Annotated in this window: 23 protein-coding genes; 11 read left to right on the top strand and 12 right to left on the bottom strand. The window is 69.8% G+C overall.

Annotated elements, in window-relative coordinates:
• Positions 1 to 59: 59 nt before the first annotated feature.
• Complete coding sequence (locus EXW95_RS19105; RefSeq protein WP_174369104.1) at positions 60 to 2,360, bottom strand: hypothetical protein; 2,301 nt, start codon at positions 2,358 to 2,360, stop codon at positions 60 to 62.
• Positions 2,361 to 2,719: 359 nt separating this feature from the next.
• On the opposite strand from EXW95_RS19105, the gene EXW95_RS19110 reads away from it, so the two are divergent.
• Positions 2,720 to 2,989, top strand: a complete 270-nt coding sequence (locus tag EXW95_RS19110; protein ID WP_174366294.1) for a transposase — start codon at positions 2,720 to 2,722, stop codon at positions 2,987 to 2,989.
• Positions 2,986 to 3,864 (top strand): IS3 family transposase, encoded by an 879-nt coding sequence (locus EXW95_RS19115; protein ID WP_174366293.1) that lies wholly within the window; start codon positions 2,986 to 2,988, stop codon positions 3,862 to 3,864. Before EXW95_RS19110 ends, EXW95_RS19115 begins: the two co-directional genes overlap by 4 nt.
• Here the strand turns inward: EXW95_RS19115 and EXW95_RS19120 are convergent.
• Positions 3,783 to 4,511, bottom strand: coding sequence for a hypothetical protein (locus EXW95_RS19120; RefSeq protein WP_174369105.1), 729 nt, complete (start codon positions 4,509 to 4,511; stop codon positions 3,783 to 3,785). The two genes, EXW95_RS19115 and EXW95_RS19120, sit on opposite strands and share 82 nt — an antisense overlap.
• 137 nt (positions 4,512 to 4,648) lie before the next feature.
• Here EXW95_RS19120 and EXW95_RS19125 point away from each other — a divergent pair, with 137 nt between their 5' ends.
• Complete coding sequence (locus EXW95_RS19125; RefSeq protein WP_174369106.1) at positions 4,649 to 5,761, top strand: hypothetical protein; 1,113 nt, start codon at positions 4,649 to 4,651, stop codon at positions 5,759 to 5,761.
• Here the strand turns inward: EXW95_RS19125 and EXW95_RS19130 are convergent.
• Positions 5,748 to 6,401, bottom strand: coding sequence for an SOS response-associated peptidase family protein (locus EXW95_RS19130; protein ID WP_174369107.1), 654 nt, complete (start codon positions 6,399 to 6,401; stop codon positions 5,748 to 5,750). The genes EXW95_RS19125 and EXW95_RS19130 overlap by 14 nt on opposite strands.
• Before the next feature lie 136 nt (positions 6,402 to 6,537).
• Between EXW95_RS19130 and EXW95_RS19135 the strand changes: the two genes are divergently transcribed.
• The 8 genes from EXW95_RS19135 (at position 6,538) to EXW95_RS19170 (ending at position 11,688) form a co-directional block, all read left to right on the top strand.
• Entirely contained in the window at positions 6,538 to 6,987 is a 450-nt protein-coding gene (locus EXW95_RS19135) for a response regulator (protein WP_174369108.1), read from the top strand.
• 242 nt (positions 6,988 to 7,229) lie between these two features.
• Positions 7,230 to 7,556 (top strand): helix-turn-helix transcriptional regulator, encoded by a 327-nt coding sequence (locus EXW95_RS19140; protein ID WP_174369109.1) that lies wholly within the window; start codon positions 7,230 to 7,232, stop codon positions 7,554 to 7,556.
• Positions 7,553 to 7,720, top strand: coding sequence for a hypothetical protein (locus EXW95_RS19145; RefSeq protein WP_174369110.1), 168 nt, complete (start codon positions 7,553 to 7,555; stop codon positions 7,718 to 7,720). The genes EXW95_RS19140 and EXW95_RS19145 overlap by 4 nt, the downstream gene beginning before the upstream one ends.
• Positions 7,721 to 7,766: 46 nt before the next feature.
• A complete protein-coding gene (locus tag EXW95_RS19150) occupies positions 7,767 to 8,312 on the top strand; it encodes a DUF6428 family protein (RefSeq protein ID WP_174369111.1) in 546 nt (181 codons plus the stop codon).
• Positions 8,313 to 8,676: 364 nt separating this feature from the next.
• Positions 8,677 to 9,627 (top strand): WD40 repeat domain-containing protein, encoded by a 951-nt coding sequence (locus EXW95_RS19155; protein WP_174369112.1) that lies wholly within the window; start codon positions 8,677 to 8,679, stop codon positions 9,625 to 9,627.
• A 17-nt stretch (positions 9,628 to 9,644) separates the two neighbouring features.
• Entirely contained in the window at positions 9,645 to 10,262 is a 618-nt protein-coding gene (locus EXW95_RS19160) for an Lrp/AsnC family transcriptional regulator (RefSeq protein ID WP_174369113.1), read from the top strand.
• Between the two features lie 469 nt (positions 10,263 to 10,731).
• Positions 10,732 to 11,286, top strand: coding sequence for a TetR/AcrR family transcriptional regulator (locus EXW95_RS19165; protein ID WP_256435104.1), 555 nt, complete (start codon positions 10,732 to 10,734; stop codon positions 11,284 to 11,286).
• A 12-nt stretch (positions 11,287 to 11,298) separates the two neighbouring features.
• Positions 11,299 to 11,688, top strand: a complete 390-nt coding sequence (locus EXW95_RS19170; protein ID WP_174369115.1) for a hypothetical protein — start codon at positions 11,299 to 11,301, stop codon at positions 11,686 to 11,688.
• A 167-nt stretch (positions 11,689 to 11,855) separates the two neighbouring features.
• Here the strand turns inward: EXW95_RS19170 and EXW95_RS19175 are convergent, their stop codons facing one another.
• The 9 genes from EXW95_RS19175 to EXW95_RS19215 form a co-directional block, all read right to left on the bottom strand.
• A complete protein-coding gene (locus EXW95_RS19175) occupies positions 11,856 to 12,356 on the bottom strand; it encodes a hypothetical protein (protein ID WP_174369116.1) in 501 nt (166 codons plus the stop codon).
• The gene (locus EXW95_RS19180) at positions 12,353 to 13,648 is read right to left on the bottom strand and encodes a HAMP domain-containing sensor histidine kinase (protein ID WP_174369117.1); all 1,296 of its coding nucleotides are present in this window, start codon (positions 13,646 to 13,648) and stop codon (positions 12,353 to 12,355) included. Before EXW95_RS19180 ends, EXW95_RS19175 begins: the two co-directional genes overlap by 4 nt.
• 22 nt (positions 13,649 to 13,670) lie before the next feature.
• Positions 13,671 to 13,913 carry a helix-turn-helix domain-containing protein gene (locus tag EXW95_RS19185; protein ID WP_174369118.1) on the bottom strand — a complete coding sequence of 81 codons (243 nt, stop codon included), beginning with the start codon at positions 13,911 to 13,913 and terminating at the stop codon, positions 13,671 to 13,673.
• 184 nt (positions 13,914 to 14,097) lie between these two features.
• Positions 14,098 to 15,087 carry a YafY family protein gene (locus tag EXW95_RS19190; RefSeq protein ID WP_174369119.1) on the bottom strand — a complete coding sequence of 330 codons (990 nt, stop codon included), beginning with the start codon at positions 15,085 to 15,087 and terminating at the stop codon, positions 14,098 to 14,100.
• Positions 15,088 to 15,448: 361 nt separating this feature from the next.
• Positions 15,449 to 16,456, bottom strand: coding sequence for a transposase family protein (locus EXW95_RS19195; RefSeq protein WP_174368799.1), 1,008 nt, complete (start codon positions 16,454 to 16,456; stop codon positions 15,449 to 15,451).
• A gap of 173 nt (positions 16,457 to 16,629) precedes the next feature.
• A complete protein-coding gene (locus EXW95_RS19200; protein ID WP_174369120.1) occupies positions 16,630 to 17,259 on the bottom strand; it encodes a hypothetical protein in 630 nt (209 codons plus the stop codon).
• 395 nt (positions 17,260 to 17,654) lie between these two features.
• Entirely contained in the window at positions 17,655 to 19,046 is a 1,392-nt protein-coding gene (locus EXW95_RS19205; protein WP_174369121.1) for an NAD-dependent succinate-semialdehyde dehydrogenase, read from the bottom strand.
• Positions 19,047 to 19,281: 235 nt separating this feature from the next.
• Positions 19,282 to 22,032 (bottom strand): hypothetical protein, encoded by a 2,751-nt coding sequence (locus EXW95_RS19210; protein ID WP_174369122.1) that lies wholly within the window; start codon positions 22,030 to 22,032, stop codon positions 19,282 to 19,284.
• Positions 22,033 to 22,246: 214 nt separating this feature from the next.
• Positions 22,247 to 24,268, bottom strand: coding sequence for a hypothetical protein (locus EXW95_RS19215; RefSeq protein ID WP_174369123.1), 2,022 nt, complete (start codon positions 24,266 to 24,268; stop codon positions 22,247 to 22,249).
• Between the last annotated feature and the right edge of the window lie 95 nt (positions 24,269 to 24,363).

The following is a 24,363-nucleotide window of genomic DNA, read 5'->3' on the forward strand; positions in this document are numbered from 1 at the left end:
CCGCTCCCCGGTGCAGCGGCGAGGGCACGCCGTTTCCGACGTGGACGCCCCTGCGCTGTTCACTTCCGGACCCCGAGGGTCAGCGGAGCCAGCGTGGTCGCCCGTTCCGCCTCCACCCTGAAATCCGCCGTGAGGTTTCCCCACCAGTCCCCGGCGTCATGCTGCCCGTTGCCGTTATTGTCCCGCCACGCGGCCAGGCGGTACGTGCCGGTCGGGACGTCCTGGAACTCGAAAGCCTGCTGCGCCGCCGACGTCCTGAGCACCTGCCATTGCCTCGCCACGCACGAGTAGACGTTGTTCGCGTGGGTCGCGACGCACACCTGCGTCCCATCCAGCGACGACCCGTCCGGACTGACCAGCGTACCCGTCACACTGCCCGGCGGGAGGTACGGCAGGTCCCCCCGGAAGCGCACCGCCACCAGGTGCGGCCGGCCACTCACGCCCGCCACACGGATCACGCTGTCCCCACCGGCGCCGCCGCGCGTCACGAAGAAATTCTGGTTCGCCATCACAACCCGCCGCGCGTCGTTCCCAATGAAGTGATACCGCAGCGGCCGGAACCCCTGCGCCGCGTCCCGCAGGTTGATCCCCTGATAGTCGAACCCCGCGATGAGGCCCGTATGGTCGAACATCAGCGTGGTCACCCAGTCCGCGTACACCTCCGGCAGGGACGCCCCGGCGATCCACTCCGCGTTCGGCACCGACGGCAGGTCCTTGCGGGTGCGGCTGAGGAATTTCGCCCAGACGCCCGCCGCGTCTCCCCCGCCCCGCTCGCCGACGAACCGGGACAGCAGGTAGTACGGGCCGTAACTGCCGATCACGTACGGGCCGGTCCCGCCGCGGTGGAAGGTCGGGTGCGCCGCCGGGTCGCTCAGCAGCGCGTCGGTATGCCAGTGCGACGGCGCGCCCACGAGATCCGACGCGACCACCGCGAGTCCCTCTTCCAGCCACACGTCGTCCCCGCCACGCCGCCCGATGGAGATCACGTGCTTGAACTCGTGCGCCAGCATGTCCTGCCCGTACAGGCCGACCCCCAGGACGATCTGCTCGGCCGCCACGCCCGGCCCGTCATACCAGAACAGGCCGCCGTTCCCACCCTGCACGAGCGGCGTCACGAGCAGGAGGATCCGTCCGTTCCCGTCCAGGTCCGTGTCTGCGCCCCAGCGGGCGCGGGTGGTCGGCGCGACCGCCGCGAACTCCGCTTCCAGGCGTTTCACGTCCACGGCGCCGTCCGCCACGCGGTCATCGACGTAGATGAGCAGGTCCGGCGTGACGGCCCTCAGGGTGGCCGGGACGTCCTCCATCTGCCCGGTCGCCCAGTTCACGGACCGCAGCACCCGGCGCGGCTCAGGCACCGACTGACTGCCGAGCCCGGCCGCACCCGCGCGGGCCAGCGCCCGTTCCGCCTCGGCCTGCAGGGTTCGCTGCGCCCCGGCGTGAAGATCCGGCGTTGGTACCGCCTGCTGCGCCAACGCGCCCGCACCGAGCGACGGTGCGGCAAGCGACTGCGCGGCGAGTCCCCCCTGCCCGATCAGGTCGAACGTCACCTCCTTCACAGCGGGGTCCGGATTGAACGGAATCAACGCCACCCGCTCGTCGGGCTGCAGGTCCGGCAACACGACGGTCAGGTCGTTCCCGTCGTACTGCTCGGGCGTCCACACGGTCCGCTGGCCCGACAGGGTCCGCGCGGAGGCCGGCACGTGCAGGACCCGCAGGACCTGCCGCACCTCCTGCTGCCCGTCCGACGCGGTCAGGGTCACTTCCGTCACGCCGTCCGTCCGGGCCGCGCCGCCCAGCGTCAGCGTGTACCCACCCGCAGACGGCACCAGGGCCGCGCTCACGCCGGTCAGCGGTCCCGTCGACACCGTGACGTTCGCCGTGTGCCCCCCAGAACGGGTGACGGCCACCGGAACCTGCGCGGTCCCCCCTGCCGCGAGCGCCACGCTGCCCTTCACGCCCAGCGTGAACCCCGGCGCGGCCCGCACGCGCAGCGTCATGCGGGTCGACTGGGCCGGCGTGGTCACCGACGTCGCCTGCAGGATCACGTCCGTATCCACCAGGACGGTCGGGGCGGTGTACTCGGTGGTCACGCCGCGCGCCGGGGAGAGCGTCCCGCCCCCCTGAACCACCGTCCAGTCCACGTCCCGACTGAAGGAACCCGTCCCCGTGACGGCAGCCGTCAGGGTCACGGGCGCGCCGCTGCGCAGTTCCGCGGCGGTACTGGTGATCGCCACGCCCGTGACGGCGTTCACCGGCGTGACGACCGGTGGCGTGTGCGTGGACTGACCGGGGTTGGTGCACCCGGACAGCAGCCCGAGCAGAATCAGCGTCAACGCGGGATGAAGTGCCGCTCGTTTCATACCTAACCTCCAGAAAGGGGGCGTGCCGTCAGTGCACCTGCACCGACCTGAACGGTGAGGGCGCGCCTGCACAGCAGTGAACGCGCCCCGCCGTGACTGCGCCGTGACCAGACGGCGACGGACGACAAAAGGACAGGCCACCTGGGGGGGCGGTGGCCTGTCCTCACTACGACTTACTGGGACTTGTAGGCGTACCAGTTGCCGGAGACGGCCGTGGAGGTGGACGTGGTGGTGTATGCCGCATTTTTGATGGTGCTGGTCGAGGGGTCGTAGTGGTCTGCCCCCCGAAAACTGGACGGGATGAAGTAGAGAGTCAGGCTCGCCCCCCCGCCAGCCGTAGGCTGGGAAGCGAGGCCCCCATGAAAAACCGGCAGTTCAGCGAAGATCAGATCATCAAACTGCTCCAGGACGCCAAAAAGGGCGAGAAGTCAGTCGAGGACCTGTGCCGTGACTTCGGCTGCAGTCCGGCGTCCTTTTACGCCTGGAAGAAGAAATACGGCGATACGGCGCCCGACGAAGCCAAACGGCTTCGTCGTCTGGAGAAGGAGAACGCCCGCCTCCTGAAAATTGTTGGGCAGCAGCGCCTGGAAATCGATGCCATGAAGGACGTGATCCAGAAAAAGCGGTGACGCCCGCCGAGAGACGGGCGGCAGCGAGGCAACTCGTCGCCGCCCAGGTCAAGCCCGAACGGGCTTGCCTCCTGGTGGGCATTCCCAGATCCACCTGGTACTACCGTCCGAAGCCGCGTCACGATGGGGATCTCCGGCAGCACATTCGCGAACTGGCCCTTGTGCATCCTCGACGCGGGTACCGGTTCATTCACGCGCTGCTCGTCCAGGAGGGACATCGCATCAACCGGAAGAAGGTCCGGCGCATCTGGCGGGAAGAGCACCTGACGGTCAATACCAGATGCCGGAAGAAGATCCGCACGGGAGCGGGTGTTCCCATGCAGGCTGCGTACCCCGACCACGTGTGGACGTATGACTTCCTCTTCGATCAGACCCTGGAGGGGACGACATTGAAGATCCTGACGCTGACTGATGAGTTCACCCGTCAGTCCCTGGCGTTGCGGGTGGCGGAGTCCTTCACGTCCATGGACGTGAAGGACGTCCTGCACGAGGTCATTGCCAAGCGTGGCGCGCCAGGATTCATCCGCAGCGACAACGGCCCGGAGTTCATCGCCCGCGACCTGGGGATCTGGCTGGCGGTTCAGGACGTTGGCACTCGGTTCATTCAGCCAGGGAAACCGTGGCAGAACGGCTTCGCTGAGAGTTTCCACTCTCGGTTGCGGGAGGAATGTCTGAATCTGGAGGTGTTCTACTCGGCGCGGCACGCCGGTGTCGTCCTGGACAGCTATCGCAACTTTTACAACGCCAGAAGACCGCATTCCTCGCTGGGCTACCGAACCCCTGACGATTTTGCTCAGCAGGCCAGGGGGCGGCCTGCCGCCCCCCTTTGCGGACAGGGCACCGCAAATGTGGACGTCAGACCGTCCCCTGGGTAAGCAGAAAGAGCCCATGTTGTACCCTGCTCTTGAGCCGAGTCTCTACTCGAAACTGTCCAAACTTTGGGGCCAGCCCAGTAGTTGAACGTGTAGTGGACGTGATTCCAACCGGGCTTGATGTTCAGGTTGTAGGTGGCCGCGAAACCGTCGGGGCAGGTCACGGTGCCCTTGATGCTCCCGGTCCCACTGGCGTAGTTCAGCAGAGTGCGGTCCCAGTTAATGGTCCCGTCACCGACCTCCTGTGAGCGCTGCATCAAGGTGTAGAACGCCACGCCACTGGCGGTCGTGAAGGTGAAGCTTGCGAACTGGCGGTACTGCGTTTCGACCACGCTGACCTTCGACACGTCGCACCCGTCGTTTTTCCACCCCTGCAGGCGTGACGAGAGAGGACTCATCGCCGTGCCCCCCTGGGCAGGCGTAATCGAGAGCTTCACGCTCTTGTCCGCTTTCATCGTGCCGACGGCGAAGGTGCTCGTCCCGGCAGAGGCATACAGGGTGTACTCGCGGTCGGGGGTGTAGTTCTGCAGGGTGCCGCTGCTGGTCACGGTCAGGGTGGCAGGATCGACGGGCGTGGTGGTCACCTGGTCACGGCAGGAAGCGAGCAGGGCGGTCAGGGAGACGAGGGCGGCCAGAACTGGTTTGTGCATGATTCCTCCGGGTGTGGGGCGGGCTCGGGTGGAGAGGGAGGCGTCGGTGCCGCGGTCCCATTCACGGGCGTGAGGATAGGGTGTGAGGGCCGTGAAACCTGAACCCGCATGAATCGAATTCGTGCTAGAAATCACATGTGTTCTGGTTGCATCTGCTGCCCGCACCTCCGTCACCCGCCGCGCCGGGACGCGCCGCGGCGCCCCACCCACAACAGGACCTGCACCGGGAGGCCCTGCATCTCGCGTGGACCGGTCACGCCGCCCAGGCGCTCGACCACCTGCGCCCACTCGGTCCGACGTCCACCGGCCAGCACGAGGACGACCTGCACCTGCTACGCGCCGCCCTGCACCTCACGCTCGGGCACGCCGGACGCGCCACCGACGACCTGCTGCACCTCGAACCGCTGCTCACCCGACCGGAGCAGTGCGCCGCCCAGTGCCTCCTGCTCGCCCACGCGCACCTGCACCAGGGGCACACCGCCGCCGCCGCGGCCGCCCTGGCGCGGGCCGAGCGCCACGTCACGCGCCTCCCCGGCACGCCCTGGCGGGCCGCCGCCACCTGCCTGCGCGCCCACCTGCTCGACCGCACGGGCGAGACCGACCTCGCGCTGCGGCACCTGCACGCCGGACTGCGCCGCGCCTCCGGTGACGTCGCGCGGCACCTGACGCACCACACACTCGCCGAACTCCACCCCGACCCGTTCGAACAGCGGCGGCACGCCGTCCACGCCCGTCATCACGCGCGCGGCCACAGCTGTCCGCCCACCCTGACCCTGCCCCCCACCGCGCGCCCAGCGCAGGACACGCCGGTCAGCCGGCACGTTCATCTTCAGGTGCTCGGCCAGCCCGCCATCCACGTCGGCGGGACCGTCATCGACTGCGCGCACGCCCCCCGGCTGCCCCTGCTGCTGAGTTACGTCCTGGCGCACGCCGGGGAGAGCGTCGAGCGGGCCGCGTGCGACCTGCTGCCCAGCACCGGCGGGCGGGGCGTCCGCCATCACGACGCGTTCCACCAGGCGGCGCGCATCCGGCGGGACGTGAGTCGCGTCCGCGCCCTGCTGGGCGACCCGGACGTCATCCGCTGCCGTCAGGGGGTCCTCACGCTGCACCCGGCGTACACCTGGAGCAGCGACCTGCTGGACGCCGCGCGGACCGGCGCGCCGCCCGCGCATGTGCCTCGCGAACTCCGGTGCGAGTGGACCGACCAGTTCCGCGAATGCACCGGGGCTGGCGAGCTCAGCGCCCCCTGACGGTCACTGCCCGGCGAAACCGCGCGTGACGACACCCATGACGCGCGCGTTCGACACGGTGAGGTCCTCCCCGGCGGCGCTGTCCGTCCCGCGCGAGCACCCGCGCGTCACGCGGCGCGGCCGTCATCCACACCGTCAGGTCCTCCTCACGCAGCAGGGCCGGCATCCGCGCGAACATCCCCGCCAGGCCCGGCCCGGCAGGCCGCGTCACGACCGCGCACGCGAACTGCAGGCCCCGCGGCGTCCACTCCTGCTGGTAGACGCCCGCCGCGTACAGCGGCGCCGGTTCGCGTGGACCCACCAGGGCCCGCACCGGCAGGTCCGGGGTGCCCGTCGGGGCGTCCCAGTAGGCCGCCAGGGGAATCACGCAGCGTCCCGACGCCAGCAGGTCACGGAACGTCCGGTGCGCCCCGAGGATCTCCACGGGCGCCTGCAGGGCGCTCAGGGCCGACGCCGGACCTGCCGGGCGCAGCCCCCAGCGGCCCACCTGTGAGGTCCAGCCCAGGTGGTCGAGCAGCAGGAACTCCAGGGGCTCGCCCGGGTGCACCTCAGGCGCCCGGCGCTGGGCACTGACACAGGGGAATGTCCGCGTGAGCTGCGCCCAGGCGTCCGGGTGGAACTGCTCGACGAGGATGGGCATGCCGTCATCATGCACCGGCGCGCCTCCGGAAGACAGCGCAACTGACCGCCTGGGCATCCGGAGGGCGGCGCAGGAGGCAGTCCGGACCGGGCGCGCCGGTCAGATTCAGCTGCGGCGTCCGTGTCAGACTGGCCGCATGCCGCTTCACGAGGTTCATGCCCTGTCGATCCTGCTGGTGGACGACAACCCGACCGACTGCGAACTGGCCGGGGAAGCGTTCGCGGCGACCGGGCAGGCCGTACGCCTGTACGTCCTGCACGACAGCGCGGAGGTCCTGCCGTGGCTGCGGGACCACGGCGTGGCGGGACTCCTGCCGGACGTGGTCGTGCTCGACCTGAACATGCCGGGCCTGAATGGCCTGGACCTGCTGGGCGCGATCCGCGCCGCGCCGGAATTCCGGTACCTGCCCGTGGTGATCCTCTCGTCGTCCGCGCATCCGGATGACGTGGACCGCGCGTACGACCTGATCGTCACGTCGTACCTGATCAAACACCCGTCCTTCACGGAGTTCATCGCGCAGATCGAGGATTTCGTGCGGTACTGGCAGCGCAGCCGCTTCCGCACGCCCCCCGTCCTGACGACCTGACCGCTGGGCGCGGCCGGGGCGCCGGACCGGCAGTGGACCGTCGGCGCGGTGTCCGGGTATGGGGCGGATCGTAGCCATCGTGGTCGGACGACGGTTACGGGTTGAAGTCACCTGAATCCCGCACGGCAGCGGTTGGGAGGTGACGCGGTTGGGCGGCGGTGTCATGGACCTGGGAACCGCGGTGATCGGGCCGCCCCGACCGTCGCATTGACGTTCTTCTATGGATTTGGTAGATTACATCCATGGATTTCGATGGAACGGCCGCCGTCTTCAAAGCGCTGGGTGACGTGCACCGCCTCAGGGCCCTGCACTTCCTCGCCACCGCCGACGCCGGCTGCTGCTCCACCGGGCAGGGCGTCTGCACCTGCGACGTCCAGGAACGGCTCGGGCTCAGCCAGCCCACCACCAGCCACCACATGAAGATCCTCGTCGAAGCGGGTCTGGTCACGACTGAAAAGCGCGGCAAATGGACGTACTACACCCTCAGCGCCGAGGGCCTGCACCTCGCCCGCACCGCCATCAGCGCCCTGCTGACCGCCGTGCCCCAGACCCGCAAGGAGGCCATATGAACCCCCTGACCCTGCACCTCGTCGCCCTCACCCACCACCAGGACCTGCTGCGCGAAGCCGAGATGGCCCGCCGCGCCCTGCTCGCCCACCCGGCGCCTGGCCGCCCGACCCCGCCGGTGATCGTGCAGCTGCCGGTTTCCGGTACGCCCTGCCCCACCTGCTGATTCTTTTGCCCTCACCCATCGAAGAACATCAATCAGGAGCCCTGTCATGACCCAGACCGCCCCCATCCCCGGCCTCAGCGAGCACACCACCACCGACACCCTGATCACCGCCCTGCGCACCCTCCCCCAGCAGCCCCTCCAGTTCCACCTGCACGGCGAGCTTCTCGTCCCGGCGGGCTACCACGTCACCGAGGTCAAGGCCGTCACCATCGACGCCATGGACTGCGGGGGCAAGGCCAATGCCTGGCGCGAGACCGTCATTCAGCTGATGGACGGCAGTGCCGAAGACGCGAAAACCGGCTTCATGACCAACCGCAAGTTCCTGGCCATCTACGACCGCGTCGCCCAGCACATCCCGGTCCGCGCGGAAGCTGAAGTCCGCTTCGAGTACGGGAATGCCAGTACCCCGGCCCTGCAGTACCACGTCACCCACATCGACATTCAACCCGAGCAGATCACCGTGCACCTGCGCACACCCGGCGTGCAGTGCAAAGCCGGGGACGCCTGCGCAACCCCGCCGGACGCGGCCAGTAACGGCTGCGAGCCCGCCACCGGCTGCTGCGCCCCCCAGGCGCCCATCACCCTCCGCTGAGAACCAGCACCCTGCTCGGCGGTGCGGGAGGCCTCGCCGCGTGGTTCGCGAGCGGCGATCATGAACGCACAGACGCGCGGCAGACCTGACGCCGCTGGCCGCGGGCCGTCGTCATGGCCCAGCCCGGTCAAGGTCCGCAGGAGATCTGAACGTTGCCGGGCAGGACGGCGTGTCACACCTCCGAAACAGAGCATGGGGCGGGTTCACGGCGGTTCCCAGTTTCATCTGCATGACCACGGTCCTTCTCACGTACTCACGCTGCGGCCCAGCTCTTCGAGTCCACCTGATGCAGAGGGACTGAACAAACGCGGGCAACCGGAAAGACCCTCTGTCCATTCCGGTTCACCTACCGCACGCTGAAGCCATGCGCGTCCTGTTCCCGCTGCTGCTCGGCCTGAGTCTCGCTGCCCCTTCCCCGGTACCCCCCTTGCACCCGGCCGGGCAGGTGGACGTCGGCGCGCCCGCCCAGAGTGTCGCCCTGAGCGACGATGGCCGCACCCTCGTGGTCGGCACGGCCCGCGACGTGCAGCGCCTCGACCCCAGGACACTGCGTCCCCTGGGCGTCCTGCCCGGCAGTGACGGCGGCGGGTGGGGCGCGACCTTCAGCCGCGCGGGCCGACTGGCTGCCGCCGGCATGAGCCGCGGCGTGACCGTCTGGGACGACCTGCGCCGCCCACCTCGCACGCTCGACTCGCCCGGCGGGCGCGTGTTCGCCCTCGCGTGGCACCCGGACGGCCAGCGGCTCGCGCTGGGCGACGCGGGCGGGTACTGGCAGGTCACGCCCGACGGGCCGCGCGGCCGGCTGCGCGGCGACGTCATGGCCGCCGCCTGGAGTCTGGACGGCCGGACGCTGCACCTCAGCACCGGGCAGGAGGACAGCGCCACCTACGCGCTGGACGCTGGCACGGGCCGGGTCCGCTGGCGGCAGCAGAACGTGCCCGCCACGCACACCCGCCGCGCCTACTACGGCCTGGACGAGGTGAACGGCCTGAGCCTCTCCCCCGACGGGCGCACCCTGGCCAGCGCGCATCAGGACGGGCGGATCCTGCTGCGTGACGCCGCGACCGGCCGCCTGCGCCGCACCCTGAGTGGCGGCGAGGACACCCGCTGGGCGGCCTTCACGCCGGACGCGCAGGTCGTCGCGGTGGGCGAAACGGGCCGCGTGAACGCCTGGACGGCCACCGGGCAGCCCGCCGGGCAGGCGCAGGTCAGTGGGGAGCTCTGGCATGTCCTCGTCCTGCCGGACGGACGGGCACTGACGGCCGGGGCGGACGGCACCGTGCGCGCCTGGACGCTGCCCACCCAGGTCCGCTGACCGGGTAGCGTGAAGACGTGATCGTCCTCGACTCTGCCCTGGCTGCCCGGCTGCTCACCGACCCGGACACGCGGCGCATCCTGGCGGCCTTCCAGGGGGACGGGCAGGTGATCGCCGACGCGGCCCGCGCGCTGAACCTGCCGCTGGAGACCGTGCGGTACCGCGCGCGGCGCGCCGTGCAGGCCGGCGTGCTGGTCGCGGCGGGTCGGCGCACGCGGCGCGGGCGGACGCAGGCGGTATACCGACTGCCGCTGCCGGTGTTCGTGCCGGGCCTGCAGGTGCCGGGCGGGCCGGATACCCTGCTGCATCCGGATGAGGACGCCTTCCTGGCGCAGGTGCGGCGCGTGAGGGCCGCGCTGCTCGCCGGGGGCGGGTGGGGCCTGCGCGTCACGGCGGGCACGCCGGATCTGGTGGCCGAACTGGCCCGGCCGGAGCAGCGCGGCGCGACCATGGACGACCTGCGGGACCTGCAAGCCCCGGCGGTGGTGGACGTCAGCAGTACCCTGACGCTGAGTGCCGAGGACGCCAAGGCGCTGCAGGCCGAACTGCTGGACGTCTACGCCCGCTACGCGGCCCGGCAGCGGCCCGGCGCGGCGCACCTGCTGGGCCTCACGCTGTACCCGGCGTCCCCGTGAGGTGACCCCGCCAGTCGTGTCCAGAACACTCTGGCGAACGCGGCGGCAGACGCACCGCCAACCGGTCAGGGGGCGAGGCGGCGGAGTTCGGCTGCCGCTTCCGCGAAGCCCAGGGCCTGCGCCCGTTCCAGCCACACTCCGGTTGACAACACCCTTCCGGCGCGCTGCGTGGTCATCAGGAACCGAGCCTCTGGTGGGCGTGCAGCGCACTGTGGCCGAAGTGGGTCAGGCCGTGGTGGGTTGATCGCGACCCCACGCCCGGTGACCACAGCGGCGAACCTGCCCAGGCTGGAATGCACTCCCCCAGTGCCGGGGGCGGCGCGGGAGACCATGGGCTCCTGACACGCGTACCACATCGCATTCCCGCCGCGCAGTCGGCTTGACACCGCCCTCTTTTTCCTCTACGATCGTTTCATGTAACGGTCGTGGAGGCAATATTGGACGATCACCACACTATCCTGCAATTCTGATGGGACGACCACCAAACCCCCAAGCCAGAGCGGCTCTTCTGGACAACGCGGTCACTTATGTTCTGCGACACGGCTTGAGCGACCTCAGCCTGCGGCCCCTCGCGACCGCCCTCGGCGTGAGCCCGAGACTTCTGCTCTACCACTTCACCAGCAAAGAACACCTCATCACCGAAGTCCTCACCCGCATTTTCCACCAGCAGACCCAGCTGTTCACTGCCCCCGCACCACACCTCTCCCCAACCCAACGACTCGACGCGCTCTGGGCTCAACTGTCCAGCCCCCACATGACACCGTTCCTGCGCAGCCTGTTCGAAGTCGAATTGCGCGCCATCGACGGACACGCCCACTACGCGCACTTCGCCACTGACGCGCTGCAGGGCTGGCTTCACATGGCTGCCGCGCACCTGGTCAACGCCCCGGAACCCGTCGCCCGCGTGCTGCTCAGCAGCCTGACCGGACTGCTGATCGTCCGGTTCGCGACCGGCGACGAAGAGGGGGCCAACGCCGGATACGAGGCATTGAAACAACTGCTGCTGGACGCGGGGCACCTCTGAAGGAGTGCACCCATGACCTGGATCACCGTTGCCCCGCTCGTTGCGGGCGCCCTGACCCTCCTGTTCGCCGTCACGCTCGCCCTGTCTCGCCGCACCGACGCACCCGGCCCATGGGTTGTTCCCGCCACCCTGGCTGCTCTCTTTTTCGGATTTTCGTTCTACGCGGGAATCCATGAAGGCGCGACTGGCTTCTGGCCAGAACACGTCCGCAACCTGTGGGGGAATCAAATCTGGTTCGACCTGCTGCTGGCCGCCAGTGTCGCCCTGTACCTGCTGATCCCGAAAGCCCGGGCGCTGGGAATCAATCCTCTCCCCTGGGCCGTCCTGTCCATTGCCACTGGAAGCATCGGCCTGCTGGCCTTCCTGGCGTTTGTGCTCTGGAAACAGAGTCGCGCCGCCTGACGGCCGGGTCCGGAATGGCGACGCGTCGACAACGCATCCGACCGGAGAGAACGGGTGGCCACAACGTGACTTGGAGAGCTGCAGAGCACGAGAGAAACGCCCTTCCAGGCGTGGAGTGGGCCACCTGGCGTCCTTCCGGGTCGTGAACGAAACAGACGAAATCCGTGTCATAGGTCGCGGGCCTGCGTGAGGAGGGCGCGCAGCGCGACGCGCGCGTGTTCAGGTCCGCTCCGCAGGTCGCGGACGGGGCAGCTGGTGTGAGCGTGCCAGCTGCCGGTCTGCCGGGCGTGGAACACGAGGTGCGGTTCGGGCAGGCTGGCGACGTAACAGGTGAGGGTGATGTCACTCGGCCGCGCGGCGGCGTCGATGAGCAGCTGTCCGAGTCGCAGGGCGGCCTCGGTGTCGGCGAGGTCCTGCAGGCGCGGCGCCGGTCGGGGCGGCGGGGCGAGGCGTCCGGCTGGTGCGCCTGGACTGGCGCAGAGCGTTTCGGTCAGGGCGGTCTGCCACGCACCCTTCCAGGGGCCGAGGCGCAGGGTGATGGTGCGCGCGTCGGGTCCAGCGCCGCGGGTGCGGTCGTAGTGCGCGCGGGTGGGGACGTGGGCGTGGCGGGTAATGTACGCCTTCATGGCGCGCAGGAGTTCCTCGCGGGTCCAGCGGACGGTGTTCATGCGCGGGGGAGTGCCACGCAGGCGCGCAGGCCGCCGCCGGGGGGCCGGTCGAAGCTGAGCTGGCCGCCGTGGGCCTGCACGACCGCCTGCACGAGGGCCAGGCCGAGTCCGGCGCCGCCGGGGCTGCCCTGGCCGCGCTCGAAGGGTCGCAGCAGCCGGGCGACCTCAGAGGCGGGAATGCCGGGACCGCTGTCCTGGACGGTCAGGTGGGCGCCCAGCGCGCCGGTGCCGCTGCGGATCTCGACGGCGCTGCCGCTCGGGGCGTGCCGGACGGCGTTCTGCACGAGGTTCCCGGCGGCGAGGACCAGGGCGCCGAGGTCGCCGGTGACGGCGGCGTCCGACGCGGTGACGCTCAGGTGGACGCGCCGGGCGTGCGCCTCGGCGGCGTGGAGTTCGGTGACCATCAGGACGACGTCCGCGAGGTTCACCGGTTCGAGCCGGTGGGGGCGGGCGGAGCGGGCCAGGGCCATCAGGCGGTCGGTGAGGTCGCTCATGTCCTCGCTGACCGCGTGGATCTGGCGGAGGGCCTCGCGGTACTCGGCGGGCGCGCGGTCGTGTTCCAGGGCGAGGCTGGCGGCGGCGCGGACGACGCTGATGGGCGTGCGGAGTTCGTGGGCGCTGGCGTGCGCGAAGAGGCGCTCGTGGGCGAGCTGGAGGTCGAGCTGCGTGAGCATGTCGTTGATGGTCCAGGTGAGCCGGGCGAGTTCGTCGGTGCCGGGCGCGACCGGGACGCGTTCGCCGGGCTGGCCGCTGCGGGCGACGCGCCGGGCGACGGCCGTGACCTCGTCCACCGGGCGCAGCGCGCGGTGCGCGAGGGCGTACCCGGTGATGACGGACACGATCAGCACGCCGGGCAGCAGCAGCAGGTGCTGCCAGAGGGTGACGCGCAGCGAGGCGATCAGCTCCGCGTTGGACTGACTGGCCTGCACCCACCCGCCGGGGATGGGCAGCGTGTACACCCGTTCGTGCGCGGCGGTCCGCGCGCCGGGCACGGGGGCAAAACCGACCCTGGAAGGGCCGCGGTCGCGCAGGCGGCCGTCCTCGTGAAAGATCGTGATCCGCACCGGGTTCTGGTTGTTGATTTGATCGAGCACTGCCGCCACGGCCGGGTCGGGTTCCAGTTCCGGCTTGGCCTCGACGTCCGCGGCGGTGACGGCCTCGGCGCGCAGCGTGGCGTCCAGGGTGCCGTACAGGGTCTGTTTCACGCCCTGGTAGCTGAGTGTCCCGGCGATGAGCAGGGACGCGGCCAGCAGCGCGGCGTACATCAGCGTGAGGCGCCAGCGGAGCGTCACGGCAGGTCTCCGGACGGGAGGGTCACGGCAGGTCTCCGAGGCGGTAGCCATGGCGGCGCACGGTCACGATGACGCCGTCGCCCAGCTTGCGGCGGAGGTTCCCGACGTACACGTCCACGACGCGGCTCTCGACGTCCGGCTGGGACGCCCAGACGCGCGACAGGAGGTCCTCGCGGGCGTAGGCGCGCTCCGGGTGCAGCGCGAAGCCCTCGAGCAGGTCGTACTCGCGGGGCGTGAGGGGCACCGGCCCGCGCGGGCCACTCACGGCGCGTTTGAGGACGTTCAGGCCGAACCCGCCGGGGAGGGGCAGGGTGGTGGCGGGCTGCCCGGCGGAGCGGCGGATCAGCGCGGCGAGACGGGCGCGGAGCTCCGGTCCATCCAGCCGGTGCCGGTCACGTCATACGGGTTCCGGTTGAGCGTTTCTGCACACCTTTCAACCGGAGTCCGTTTCAGTCACCGAAGCGGCTGAGGGCGTCGCGCAGTTCGGCCAGCCACGCGCGGCGCACCTCGGGGGGCGACAGGACCTCGGCCCGCGCGCCCCAGCTGAGCAGGAACGGCAGCAGTTCCCGCGGCAGTCCCGTCTCGTCCACACCGGCGTGGAACTCGATGTCCACGAACCCGTCCCCGCGGATCAGGGTGGACTGCGGGAAGCCGCCCTCCAGCACCCGGTACGCCGCGTCGGGGTCAAAGCGCACGGTGACGGTCACGCCGCCCAGGCTGCCGATGACGCCCCACGCGTCGGACAGGTACGCCTGCGGGTCGAACGTGGGGTCGGCCTCGTACCGTTCGCCGAGCAGGCACAGGTTCGTCATGCGTGACAGTTTGTATGTTTCCACGGTGCCGGTCGCGCGGTTCAGTCCGATCACGAACGGCGCGAGGCTCGTGCGGCTGATCTCCACGAAGTACACGCAGAGGTCCACGCCGGTCCGCAGGACGCCGTTCGACTCGCGGTGATCGAAGCGCAGCACCTGCGAGTCGAGCCAGGCGCTGGCGATCAGTTCCATCTGCCGGTCCGTGAACAGGGTGCCGCCCCCGCCGCGCAGGCTGGCGTTCAGGGTGTGCCGGACCTGTTCGGGCAGCGCGAGGGACAGCGTGTGCAGCGCGCGGCGGTAGTGGCCGCCCAGTGCGGGCGAGTGATGATGCGCGAGGCGCAGCGCGGTATACGCGGCGAGCACCTCGGCGGGGCGCAGCAGGGTCCCGTTGCGGGGAATGACGTACGTGCCGGGGGTCTCCTCGTGCACGGCGTGCCCCATCTGCCGCAGCGCCTCGAGGTCGCGCTGCACGCTGCGCTGCCCGACGCCGAACGTCGCGGCGAGCTGCGCGGTGGTCTGCGGCCGGGCCTGCAGTTCGGCCAGCAGCGCGGTCAGACGCTGTGATTTCTGCCAGCTGCGAGGCGTGTCTTCGGAGGTGACGGTCGGGGCGTGCAGCGTCGCGGTCATGCGCGCACCGTACGTGACGCCTGACGACAACTTGTCGCACCACTGGTGTCGCGCTTCAGAGGCGCAGGTGATCTGATATGAGCAGCATCAGATCAGAGGCGTTGAAAGGGTTAGGCTACCACCACCGATCCGAGCGGATTCGCGGACCTGCCCAGCAGCGCCTGCGGGACCGACACACAAGCCCGTCGGAGGTGACAGGTCAGTGTTCCGGGTGGCGCAGGGGACCGCCGGCGGTCCCTACGCGTGGGGAAGACAGACACCTGCGACAGGCCGCGTGGTGGTGAAGTGAAGACCTGTTGCGCAGTAGTTGAAGGATCAGTGGGGAGCCGATTCGCGGCTCCCCACTGATCTGTCCCTACGCTCAGGGCGTGCAGAGGTGGTGGCGGCGTTGCCAACGGAGATTGACGAGTCCGGCGACACACCCCCACATCACGCCGTGCTGTGAGGTCCGATTCCTGAAAAACTCCTTGCAGACGCGAAATTTCTTGATGCGGCCGATGGCATTCTCAGCGCTGATCCGCACCTTGGAGATCAGCCGATTCAGCTCACGTTGCTCCTTGCTCAACTCGCCGTTCTTCGGTCGTTTGGCGGGCACGATGGTTTCCCAGTCCGGATAGACCTTCTCCATTCCGGTATAGCCCCGGTCTCCCCACACCCGGACGTGCCTGGGCAGTCGGTTCATCAGTCGGGAACGTCGCAGCACCTTCATGTCGTGGGTGCGACCGCTGGCGGTCGCACTGAGGTGCACGATCTGTCCTTCGGGCGTCACCGCCACCTGGGTTTTCAGGGTATGGGTCCTTTTCTTGACGCTGTAAAAGCGCTTCTTGTCCTTGGGCCGCCCGACCGCCTTCTTGCCGGGGTTCTCCCCCTTCTTCACTTTCGGCTGCCCGCGAGGTTGCTCAGTCCCATCCACGATCACGTCGGTCAGTTCGGGGAAGATCTCCAGAAACTCCTCTAGAGAGCGTATTTTCCTCGGGTTCCTGCTCGCCCCTCCAGGAGCCTCATCCGGCTCGGCCTGGAGCGTCCGGGGACGGAGGGGAGCAGGCAACGCCTGCTCCAGGACCGGCAGCAGGGCATGGATGTTCCGGCAGATGTTCGCCGCGTCCAGATCGAACAGGATGCCCAGAACATGCATGGTGAAGTACTGTCGCAGATAGAGCAGCGTGACCAGCAGTCGCTGGCTGAGGTCGAGCTTGAAGGTGTTGCCCGCTCCGATGCGCCGGACCCGTCCGGCGCGGGAAAGGGAGCGGTGATGACTCCGTTCCCACAAGGGCTCCAGTTCAATCAGCAGCTGGTCAAACTCGGCAGGACTCAACCCCACCAGCCGTTCAAAGGACCGCCCCCTGGATTTCAGCTTCTCAAGCCGCAACACCCTTGAACCTACCTGCTCCGACCTCTACTGCGCAACAGGTCTTGAAGAGATCACGACGCCAGCGTGACCGCCTTCAGGACCCTGCGCCTGATCCTGGAGCAGGGAAGGAACGACAGTAGTCGGGCCTGCCGGTCGGCACACGGTTCCGCTCGGAGGAATCGGGCGGCAGGTCAGCGCGTGCAGGTCAGGTCAAAGCGCAGGTTCGCGTCCTTCCGGACCGTTTCATCCCAGACCAGCAGCAGTTTGACGGGGCGTTCGTTGAGATTCCGCGCGTCGGTGAGTCCTGCCGTGGTGAGTCGCCCACGACTGGCCGCGCCGGGCGCGATATCGATACTGAAGTCTCGGGCCTCGCCGGGGACGACGCGCCCATCCGCGTACACGAAGTTCACCTGCCGCAACCCGGCCCAGTCCAGACGGCCAGGTTCGCGCGTGCCGTTCCGGACCTCGGCGTCGAAGTACCAGGTGGGCGCGCCGTACTCATCCCCGCGCTTCATGTCCCCCAGAAGCGTGAACCGCCACAGCCCGTTGAAGAGCGTCTCATTGGCGCATCCAGCGCTGCCACCCGCACCGGTGGCCCCTCCCTGGCCGATCGTCAGCGCCGTTCCCGTGGCAGTCACGGTGAAGCCCAGCGTGCGGAGCTCGCTCGCGGGAACGTAGGTCTTCCCGTTCACGACAATGGCTTTCTCCGTCGCGGTTTTACCGTTGATGACGAGATTCAGGGTCCGCTGCACCTGCTGCGCCACCGACCAGCTCCCGACGGCCAGTGCCCCCACGATCAGGACCTTCTGCGTTCTGTTCATCTTCAGCCTCCCCCACCAGGAATGGCGGTCGTGACAGGCCATGCGCCGGGCAGAAACGAGCTTCGTTCACCGATCATGGCCGACTGGAGGACATTGAACCACGCCGTTCCGGCGGCGCTCAACTGCCGTGGAGGGCGCTCGACAGCAGAGCGCGGGAGGGATACATCCTCTCGGTCCCCCCCGCACCGACCATTACAGGATGGAATGGTGTTGCCTCTGACCGGGTCGCCTTCCGTTGTCCCCTCTCCCCTCGCAGGGCTGCGGAGCGAAGCGACGCAAGGACGAGGGGGCCACCGGGTGGCCCTGTCCGGTTTGGACTCAATTCAGTCGCGCATGACAGCTGTTGGGGATGCAGCACCTGGGGCTTGCTGTGCGCTCCAGGGTGGAACCTGCTCTCATTCGGTCTTGCTGTGGTGCGCGCCGCCGGGCGCGCCGATGGACACGGTCTTGATGTTCACGAATTGCAGGATGCCGTGGCGGCCCAGTTCACGCCCGAAGCCGCTGTTCTTCACGCCGCCGAACGGCAGGCGCGGGTCGCTGGCGACCATCGAGTTGATGAACACCGACCCGGCCTCCAGGTCCGCGACGAAGCGTTCCCGCTCGGCGGTGTCGTTCGTCCAGGCGCTGCTGCCCAGGCCGAAGGTGGTGGTGTTCGCCAGTTCGACCGCTTCGTCGAGGCTCTGCACGCGGAAGATGAGGGCGACCGGCCCGAAGGTTTCTTCCATCCAGACCGACATGTCGGGGCTCAGCCCGTCCAGGGCGGTGACCGGGTAGTAGTTCCCCGGCCCCTGCGGCAGCTGCCCGCCCGTGCGGACCCGCGCGCCCTTGTTCACGGCGTCCTGCACCTGCGTGTGGATGTCCTCGCGGATCTGCGGCGTGGCGAGCGGGCCGACGTCGGTGCCGTCCAGTTCCGGGTTTCCGACCTTCAGGGCCTCCAGGCCCGAGACGAACGCGTCCGTGAAGGCGTCGTACACGTCCGAATGCACGATGAAGCGTTTGGCAGCGATGCAGCTCTGGCCGTTGTTGATGGTGCGGGCCGTCACGGCCGTCTTCGCGGCGAGGTCGAGGTCGGCGCTGGGCATCACGATAAACGGGTCCGAGCCGCCCAGTTCCATCACGGCAGGCTTGAGTTCCCCTCCGGCGGTGGCGGACACGGCCCGCCCGGCCCCCTCGGACCCGGTCAGGCTCACGGCAGTCACGCGCGGGTCCTTCAGGACGGCCTCCACCTCGCGGCTGCCGATCAGCAGGGTCGTGAACACGCCCGCCGGGAAGCCCGCCTCGCGCAGCACGTCCTCGATGGCCAGGGCGCAGCCCGGCACGTTACTGGCGTGCTTGAGGAGCCCGGTGTTCCCGGCCATCAGGGTCGGCGCGATGAAGCGGAACGCCTGCCAGAACGGGAAGTTCCAGGGCATGACGGCCAGCACCACGCCCAGCGGCTGGTACGTCACGAACGCCTCGTCCGCCTCGGTCTGCACGGGTTCGGGGGCCAGGAAGTCCGCGGCGTGTTCGGCGTAGTACCGGCAGGCGGACGCGCATTTCAGGACTTCCTGCCGCGCGGCCTCCAGGGTCTTGCCCATCTCGCGCGTGGCGAGCAGCGCGAGTTCCCCGGCGCGGCGTTCCAGGACGTCGGCAGCGGCGTTCATCCACACGCCGCGCTGCTCGAACGAGGTCCGGCGGTACTCGCCGTAGGCCGCGTGGGCGGCGGCAATGGCGGCCTGCACCTGTTCGGTGGTGTGCTCGTCGTACGTGGCGAAGGTCTCGCCCGTGGCCGGATTGACGCTCTTCATGCCTCCTTTGTAGGTCGCGCGGACCACGCGTCAATGTAAGAACGCTTGAGATGACGAACGGGTAAAGACTTCAGGGTCGCCTGGGCCGCTGACCGGGCTGTCATACGGATTCCGTTTGTTTCGTTGACAGATCGGAATACCACCGATCCGTCAACTCCACGTCCGGAACCCGTTTCTCTCCTGCTCGCTCCGCTCGGATTGAACGGCTTTGTCAGCCATTCCATCGGAGTCCGTATCAGGGCTCCTGCGGCTGGAGTTCCGTGAGCCGTCTGATGCAGGCCGGGCTGCTCAGGGCGCTGATCACGCTCAGGTCGAAGGGGGGCGGGCCGTCGCCGGGATCGTCGGCGTACGCCAGGAAGTCCAGCAGTTGCTGTTCGCTCAGGGGGCATGCGCCAGTCGAAGGCACCTGCAGGCCAGGCGTGCCGCTGGAACTGCCACCACTGGAACTGCCACCGCTGACGCCACTGTCGCCGCTCACGCCGGGCAGTGGGGTCAGGCCGGGCAGGGCGGCGCGCAGGAATGCCTGCAGGTCCTGACGGTACAGGCGCGTGCCGGGCGTGTCACCCACCGTCAGCGCCTGCGCGCGGCTGTACACGAACGCGTGGGGTTTCGCGATGGTGCCGCTGACCGGGTAGGTCCGGGCGCACGCGGCGGCCAGGTGCTCGGCCAGCGGGCGGGTCGGGGGCGGCGGCCAGGGCACGCTGCACACCGCGCCGCTGAACGCCACGACCAGCGCGGCCCGGTCGAACTGCGTGACGGTCAGGGTCAGGCCGGGGCCGGGCAGACCGTCCGGGCCGGGCGGCGTGATGTACAGGCGGCTCATGGGCGATTCGGAGGCCTGGTTGTTGCCACCCATCACCCACGCGCGGAAGGTGCCGGTCTGCCCGAACTGGATGGCCCGTTCAGGGTTGATGCCAAGGAAGTCCCCGCCACTCTCGAAGTTCTCCTGCACGGCGCTCAGACCGCCAAAACTGACCGGGCCGAACGACACGTCCGCGAGGCTGACACTCAGGGCGTACAGGTCGCCGTCCGTGGCGTCCTGCGCGGCGCGGTTCAGGGCGCTGACGCCGGGGTCCTGCACGCCGAACGCCAGTTTGCTGAGGTTCAGGTCGCCGGTCAGGCCGGTCTGCTCGGCGCCCCTGAGCGGCAGGACTTCCTGGGCGCTGTCCGGTGGGTCGAGGTTCACGGCGCCGACCACGCGCTTGCGGACCGGGGCGCCCGTGGTGCTGCGCGCCGGTGGGCTGGGCGGCAGGGCCGAGGTCAGGGTCGTGACGTCCAGCCCGAGCGCCAGGGTGGGGCTGGCGCGGCGGGTCAACTGGCTGTCGCTGGCGTCGGCCGGCACCCAGGACAGTACCCACAGGTACTCCAGGGGGCGGCCGGGGGCGGGTTCGTCCGCTTCGGCCTGCCAGACGCGGACGTTGCCGTCCGTGCCGGTAAACGGCTTGAACAGGCAGCCTGGATGCAGCGTCTGGCCCAGGCGCTTCACGCTGAAATCCTGATAGCAGTTGAAGGGTTTCAGGCCGTTGCTGCGGGCGCGGCCCAGGTGCAGTTCGTCGGCCAGACCGTTGCCGAGCGGGCCGGTCATGGGCACCACACTGAAGCGCTGCCCGACCTGAACGCCCGTGACCTTCACGCGCACGCAGCGGGCCGAGAAGGGCAGCATGTCCGCGAAGGTCAGGGTCTGGCTGCGGTTGGTCTTGGCGTCCAGCGTGACCGTCTGGCACGGCGCGAACGCCTGTTTCATCCAGGCGGCGTCGCCAATCCAGGAGAACTTCTCGGTGCCCCACGTGGCGTACTCGGTGTAGAAGTCCGGCAGGGTCAGGTAAAGGCCGTTGCGCCCGGCCTGCCGCTGTTCGGGGGCGATGGTGACGGCCGCGTCGCGGCTGACGAGAATGTCGGCGTGGTTGAGCCAGTCGTCCCGCCCGGCGTTCGTTTCCGGCAGGTCCAGGTACTGGGCGTAGACGCTGTACTTGCCGCCGTGGTAGCGGTCGGCGAGGTGCCGCCAGAAGCTGCTGGCCCGGTAGTTGCGCAGGTCCGAGGCGGTCGGTGCGTGCGGTTGCGGCAGGCTGAGGCTCATGGAGCGCAGGCCGTAGAAGTTCAGGCCGATGTCGTCGGACAGGCCGGGACGGTAGTCCGGGAAGCGCTCGCGGGTCAGTTGCAGGGCCATGGCGTCGGCCATGCCCTCGTGCAGCCAGTGGTGGATCTGGTCGCAGCGGTCCAGGCCAGGTCCGGTTTCCAGTGCCTGCGCGGCCTGCACCACGTGAAACAGTTCATGCGCGATGATGTAGAACGCCTTGGCGTCCGGGCCGCTCACCTGATCGGCGTTGATGCGGACGAACGACAGGTTCTCGCGGCTGATGCGGCCGCCCGCACTGCAGCGTCCGCCGGTGGTGGCGACCCCGTCGTACAGTTCGGGCGGCAGGACGTACAGACGCACGGCCCGCTGAGCGCCGACCTCCACGACCGGCCCGAGGTTCTTCCCGCCGGGCGACGTGAAGCCGAGTTTCTGGTACGCGGCCATCGCCTGCGCCGCGTAGCCCTCGAGTGTGCGGCGTCGCGCGGCACTCAGGCAGTCGTTCGGCAGGGACTGCTGCACGATCCCGGCGGCAGACAGTCCGAAGTCCGGGTCGTGGATGCCCCGCGCCGCCAGTTCCCGCCTCACGGACCCGCTGTACCAGTTGTCGTAGTACTCCTGGGTGGCCTCGTTCCCGAACAGGCGACTGGTGACCGCGTTCGAAACCGCCTGCCGGACCTTCCCGGCGGTCGCCAGGCCGCCGCTGAGTTGCGTGCCGAAGTCCGGAATACCGGCCTGGGTCCCCAGCGTGTTCCAGCGGGCCGTCCAGTTCGGCGTGAGCTGCCACTGCGTGGCGTCGTAGAACGGGAAGCCGCAGTAGATCTGGTACTGCGCGGGCGTGAACGCCGCCGCGCGGCCAGTCAGACACAGCAGCAGCACCAGCAGGGCGCGCAGGGCCGGAGTCCAGTTCATGGTCACCTCCGGGGCGTGGCGGGAACTCGGGGGGTAGGCCGCCCGCCCCGAACGGCGCGGCGCAGCACCCACGTGCGCGGCCCCGTTCTGATGCCCCCCACGCTACCACGCACCTGGATGTGGACGGGAGAGCCGTGGGGTCCGGGCGTGGAGTGACCAGTTCACAGCGGTGTCCAGTTCGTGGAGCCCCCCCTCGCCCTTTCCGGCGCGCCGCTCAGCCGCGCTCGCGCGTCAGCTGCCGGCTGGCCTGATGCATGACCTGCCACGCGACGCTGGACGGCGACAGCCCACCGGGATGCATCACGTACGGGACCTGCATGGCCTGCGCGACGTCCCGCAGGGCATTGTGCGCGTGGCCCATCCAGCGGATGGCGAGAATCGCCACGGCCGTGTCGGCGGTGACGTGCGCGCGGGCGTGGGTGCCGTGGGCGTACTCGTCACTGCCGATCCAGTCGAGTTCCCGCAGGTCCAGGCTGCGGATGAGGGCGGCGCGGTGGGGAGCGCTCGGCACGCCGCCCAGCAGCACCACCCGGCGGCCACCCAGCAGGGTACGCGCGGCCTGAACGTGCGCCGGAAAGTGACCCGTCGCCTCGTCGGGCAGCGCGGGCAAGGCGGATGGCGCGGCGGCCCCGGCGTCCTGCCGGGCATGGGAGGGGCGGGACGGCGCGGGCTCGTCGGGCGGGGCGGGTGCGTCTGCCGCTTCGTGCGCGGCGGCTTCTGCCAGCAGGACGGCGAGATCGCGGCGGAGTTTCCCCTCCTGCGCTGGCGTGAGCGGCAGGGCCTGCAGCGGCCCGAACGGCTGGAGGTACGCCTCCAGGAACGACTGGCCGGGGAGGCGCAGCCCGGCGCGGCGGACGACGGCGAGCAGGTGCCCGCACGCGAGGCGCAGCGCGGCGCGCGCCCGCTCCTGCTGCGGGGTGCCCGTCAGGTGCGACGCGGCGGTCAGGGCCTGCACGCACTGGCCCAGTTCGGCGTGCAGCAGCCCCTCGCCGGTGTCGGGCGGCTGCGTGGCCTGCCACGCCCACAGGGGATCGAGGTCCCAGATGCGCGTGGCGGTCTCCACGAGGACCGGCAGGCGCATGCCGGGCGCGCGGGCCACGGAGGTCAGGGCCTGCAGCGCGGTGAGGATCAGGTGCGCCTTCAGGTCGGGTTCCGTCTCGGGGTCCACGCCCTGAGCGAGCCGCGCGTCGAGGTGATCGAGGGACGCCTGGAGCGCCTGTACACTCAGCGCCCCCAGGGGACTGGGGGGGCCCTGCCGCGCCGCACGCAGCGCCCGCAGGCGCCGCCGGGCGTCGCGGGTGCGGCCGGGGAGGTCGGTGTGCGGCTGGCGCCGGAACCGCAGGGTCCGCGGAAGGTGCGGTTCCCCCAGCTGGGCGTGCAGGTCGGCGTGCTGCGCCCGCAGGTGCCGGGTGACCGCGTCGTCCGTGCCGGAGGCCTGATGGTGGCGTTCCAGGGTGAGCAGCAGCACCAGGGTCAGGTCCAGCACGCTGGTCAGCGGCGCGTTCTCCAGCCGGTCGCGGGCGTTGACGGTCAGGAGGAGCAGCGCGGCGTTCCGTTCTCCCTCCAGGGCGCTGTGCGCGAGGCGGCGCAGGTCCTGCTCGGCCGGGATGCGTTCCGGCACGCGGGTCGCCGGGGGGGTCAGGGCGGCCCGCAGGGGATTCAGGGGCGACCGGGGAAGCGGCGGCGGGCGGTACCCGGCCCAGCGCAGCCGCGCGAGCACCTCGTCAGGGGCGTCGGCCCGGTCGAGCAGCAGGCGGACCGCGTGATGGTCCTCGCCGGGCAGGAGCGGCACGCGCTCCAGGTCCCCCAGGCCTGACGCGGCCAGCGCGGACGCCAGCTCGGCAGACAGGTGGGCGCCGGACCATGCCGCGCCGGGCGAATCCAGGCCCGACAGGGTCGTGGAGAGGTCGAACAGCAGTTTGAGCACCTCGGCGTCCGGCGCGGCCGCGTACCCCGTCAGGCCGATCAGCAGTGCCTGCCGCAGCAGCACGGACCGGATCAGGCCCCCCTGCGCCTCCACTGACAGGGTCTCGTCCGTCTCCGCGCGGCGCATGTCGGCGTCCAGCACCTGACCCTCGGCGTCCACGAAGGCCCGCACGGCCTCCTGATCCAGCAGCGACGTGAGGGCGCGGCGCCCCCCCGCGCGGTCACGTTCAGGCGCGCGTCCCCGGCGGGCAGGCGCCGACCGTCCGTTCCACGCAGCCGCTTCACCGCTCCAGTGTCGCTCATCGGGCATCAGTGTCACTCATGAGGCGCGGCGGGGCCACATGTGCGTCAGCACCTGACGCGACCCCGTGACACGATGGGATCACGATGAACAGGCGTCCCAGA

The sequence above is a fragment of the Deinococcus sp. JMULE3 genome (assembly GCF_013337115.1).
Lineage (GTDB): Bacteria > Deinococcota > Deinococci > Deinococcales > Deinococcaceae > Deinococcus.

Excerpts from the sequence above, each read along its gene's own strand:
- EXW95_RS19105 (WP_174369104.1), bottom strand. The coding sequence starts at position 2,360 with ATGAAACGAGCGGCACTTCATCCCGCGTTGACGCTGATTCTGCTCGGG.
- EXW95_RS19110 (WP_174366294.1), top strand. The coding sequence starts at position 2,720 with ATGAAAAACCGGCAGTTCAGCGAAGATCAGATCATCAAACTGCTCCAG.
- EXW95_RS19120 (WP_174369105.1), bottom strand. The coding sequence starts at position 4,511 with ATGCACAAACCAGTTCTGGCCGCCCTCGTCTCCCTGACCGCCCTGCTC.
- EXW95_RS19130 (WP_174369107.1), bottom strand. The coding sequence starts at position 6,401 with ATGCCCATCCTCGTCGAGCAGTTCCACCCGGACGCCTGGGCGCAGCTC.
- EXW95_RS19135 (WP_174369108.1), top strand. The coding sequence starts at position 6,538 with ATGCCGCTTCACGAGGTTCATGCCCTGTCGATCCTGCTGGTGGACGAC.
- EXW95_RS19140 (WP_174369109.1), top strand. The coding sequence starts at position 7,230 with ATGGATTTCGATGGAACGGCCGCCGTCTTCAAAGCGCTGGGTGACGTG.
- EXW95_RS19145 (WP_174369110.1), top strand. The coding sequence starts at position 7,553 with ATGAACCCCCTGACCCTGCACCTCGTCGCCCTCACCCACCACCAGGAC.
- EXW95_RS19150 (WP_174369111.1), top strand. The coding sequence starts at position 7,767 with ATGACCCAGACCGCCCCCATCCCCGGCCTCAGCGAGCACACCACCACC.
- EXW95_RS19155 (WP_174369112.1), top strand. The coding sequence starts at position 8,677 with ATGCGCGTCCTGTTCCCGCTGCTGCTCGGCCTGAGTCTCGCTGCCCCT.
- EXW95_RS19165 (WP_256435104.1), top strand. The coding sequence starts at position 10,732 with ATGGGACGACCACCAAACCCCCAAGCCAGAGCGGCTCTTCTGGACAAC.
- EXW95_RS19170 (WP_174369115.1), top strand. The coding sequence starts at position 11,299 with ATGACCTGGATCACCGTTGCCCCGCTCGTTGCGGGCGCCCTGACCCTC.
- EXW95_RS19175 (WP_174369116.1), bottom strand. The coding sequence starts at position 12,356 with ATGAACACCGTCCGCTGGACCCGCGAGGAACTCCTGCGCGCCATGAAG.
- EXW95_RS19190 (WP_174369119.1), bottom strand. The coding sequence starts at position 15,087 with ATGACCGCGACGCTGCACGCCCCGACCGTCACCTCCGAAGACACGCCT.
- EXW95_RS19200 (WP_174369120.1), bottom strand. The coding sequence starts at position 17,259 with ATGAACAGAACGCAGAAGGTCCTGATCGTGGGGGCACTGGCCGTCGGG.
- EXW95_RS19205 (WP_174369121.1), bottom strand. The coding sequence starts at position 19,046 with ATGAAGAGCGTCAATCCGGCCACGGGCGAGACCTTCGCCACGTACGAC.
- EXW95_RS19210 (WP_174369122.1), bottom strand. The coding sequence starts at position 22,032 with ATGAACTGGACTCCGGCCCTGCGCGCCCTGCTGGTGCTGCTGCTGTGT.
- EXW95_RS19215 (WP_174369123.1), bottom strand. The coding sequence starts at position 24,268 with ATGCCCGATGAGCGACACTGGAGCGGTGAAGCGGCTGCGTGGAACGGA.